General features: G+C 69.0%; 1 protein-coding gene. It reads right to left on the bottom strand.

The genetic code is table 11. The features are described from left to right. A partial coding sequence (locus ACZ5WG_RS40765; protein ID WP_468729698.1) for an amino acid adenylation domain-containing protein occupies positions 1-2,855 on the bottom strand: 2,855 nt, incomplete at its 3' end. Between the last annotated feature and the right edge of the window lie 27 nt (positions 2,856-2,882).

Genomic DNA, 2,882 nt, shown 5'->3' with positions numbered 1-2,882 from the left:
GCACGACCCAAATACTCCAACTCCCCATCCACACGCCACCGCACCACATCACCCGTGCGATACATCCGCCCACCACCAGAAACAGTGAACGGGTCAGCCACAAAACGCTCAGCCGACAAACCCGGACGGTTCACATACCCACGCGCCAACTGAACCCCGGCCAGATACAGCTCACCCGCAACACCCACCGGAACCGGACGGAGCATGGAGTCCAGGACGTAGACCGCCGTGTTCCATACGGGGCGGCCGATCGGCACGGTCGTGCCGTCGTCGTCGGGCACGCAAGCCCAAGAGGTCACGTCGACGGCGGCCTCGGTCGGTCCGTAGAGGTTGTGCAGGCCGACGGAGAGGGTCTCGTGGAACTGCTGTGCCAGCTCGCGGGGCAGCGCCTCACCACTGCAGATCACCCGGCGCAGGACGCTGCAGTCCGCCGCCGTCGGCTCCTGCAGGAAGGCACGCAGCATCGACGGGACGAAGTGCACGGTCGTGATGCGCTCGGTCCGGATCAGCCGCGCCAGGTACTCGGCGTCCTTGTGTCCGTCCGGCTTGGCCACGACCAGCGTCGCACCGGTGCTCAGGGTCCAGAAGAACTCCCACACCGAGACGTCGAAGGCGAACGGTGTCTTCTGCAGGACCCGGTCGTCGGCGCCGAGTCCGTATTCCGCCTGCATCCACTCCAGCCGGTTGGCGATCGCCTCGTGTGTCACTGCGACGCCCTTGGGCCGACCGGTGGAACCCGATGTGAAGATCGCGTACGCGGGGTGTCCGCCCAGCGGGATCGGCAGGTCGGCGTCGGTGAGGCCGGCCTCGTCGATCCGGTCGACCATCAGCTGTGGCACGTCCGTGTGCGGCAGCCGAGGTGCGAGGCCGGAGTCCGTCAGCAGGAGTGCCGGACGGGCGTCGTCGAGCATGTGGGTGATGCGGTCCGCGGGGTAGTCGGGGTCCACCGGTACGTAGGCGGCCCCGGACTTCACCACCGCCAGCAACGCCACGACCAGGTCGAGGGAACGGTGCAGCGCCACCGCCACGAACCGCTCGGGACCCGCACCCTGCCCGACCAGCACCCGCGCCAGCCGCTCCGCCGCCGCGTCCAGCTCCGCATACGAGAGCGTCGCACCCTCGAACGTCACCGCCGGGGCATCCGGAGTCCGGGCAACCTGCGCCTCGAACAGCTCCGGCAGGGTGGCTCCGCTCGTCTCATGCGCCGTGTCGTTCACCTCGACGAGGAGCAGGCTGCTCTCTTCCGGACCGAGTACGTCGACCTCGGCGACCGGCAGTTCAGGCGTGGCTGCGACCGTCTTCAGGATGCGCAGCAGGCGGTCGGTGAGAGATACCGCCGTCGCCCGGTCGAAGAGGTCGGTGCTGAACTGGAGTGCGCCCAGGAGGCGTCCCCTACCGGGGCCGTCGTCCGGCTGCTCGGCGAAGTCGAAGAGCAGGTCGAACTTGGCGGCGCCGGTGTCCACTGCGCGCGGCGCCACGTCCAGGCCGGGCAGGCTCAGTGCCTCGTTGGTCGTGGCCAGCTGATCGGCCGCCGTCCAGGTGAGCATGGTCTGGAAGAGGGGATGGCGGGACATGGACCGGGTGGGGTTCAGCACCTCCACCAGCCGCTCGAAGGGCAGGTCCTGGTTGCCGTAGGCCGCGAGGGCGTTGTCCCGCACCTGGGTGACGAGCTCCGAGAAGGAGGGGTTGCCGTTCAGGTCGGCGCGCAGGACCAGGGTGTTGACGAAGAACCCGATCAGCTCGTCGAGGGCCTCGTCGGTGCGCCCCGCGATGGTCACGCCGATGGGGATGTCCTCCCCCGCGCCGAGCCGCGAGAACAGCGTGGCGACGGCCGCGTGGACGACCATGAAGGTGGTCGCGTCGTGGTCGCGGGCCAGGCTCGCCAGCCGGGCGTGCAGCGCGGCGGGCACTTCGAAGTCGACGCTGCCACCGGCGTACGAGGCGCGTGCCGGGCGGGGGCGGTCCGTCGGGAGTACGAGCTCCTCGGGAAGTCCCGCAAGGGTGTCCTTCCAATAGTCCAGCTGACGCGACGCCTCGCTCTGCGGGTCTTCTTCCGAGCCGAGCAGCTCACGCTGCCAGAGCGTGTAGTCGGCGTACTGCACGGGCAGTTCCGGCCAGGACGGTTCCCTCTGTGCGCATCGTGCCGCGTAGGCCTCGGTCAGGTCGCGGGCCAGGAGGGGCATCGACCAGCCGTCGCTGCTGATGTGGTGCATGACCAGCAGCAGTTCGTGCTCGTCGGCGCCGAGTCGGAACAGCCAGGCACGGAAGGGGATTTCGGTGGCGATCTCGAATGGGTAGCGCGCTGCGCGGTGCAGCTCCTCTGCCAGGCCCGCCTCGTCGGTCTGCACGAGGGTGAGCTCGGGGCGTCCCGCTTCCGGTGCCAGTACCACCTGGTAGGCACCCTGCTCATCTTCGGAGAAGAGGGTGCGCAGGCTTTCGTGGCGGGCTGCCACGTCCGCGAGTGCGGCCCTGAGGGAGTCTTCGTCGAGCTTGCCCGTCAGCCTCAGTGACACCGGCATGTTGTAGCGGGGACTGGGGCCGTCCAGCCGGTGCAGCAGCCAGAGCCGGCGCTGAGCGAAGGACAGGGGCAACCGTTCGGTGCGGCTCATGGGCAGTAGAGCCGGGCGGGCCGGGCCGTCCGTGTCATCCAGGAGGGCGGCAAGTTGCGCCACGGTGGGTGCTTCGAAGAGCCGACGGATGGAGAGTTCGGTCCGGAGTTCGGTACGGATCCGGCCGGCCAGGCGGGTGGCGAGGAGGGAGTGTCCACCCAGGTCGAAGAACCCGTCGTCGATCCCGACGACACCCTTCTCCAGACCCAGGACCTCAGCGAACAGACCGCACAGAACCTCCTCCACACCACTGCGCGGAGCCCGCCCCACACC

The sequence above is a fragment of the Streptomyces sp. NPDC032745 genome (genome assembly GCF_055579465.1).
Note: the sequence above shows the minus strand (reverse complement) of the source record. Positions and strands in the feature narration are given on the sequence as shown.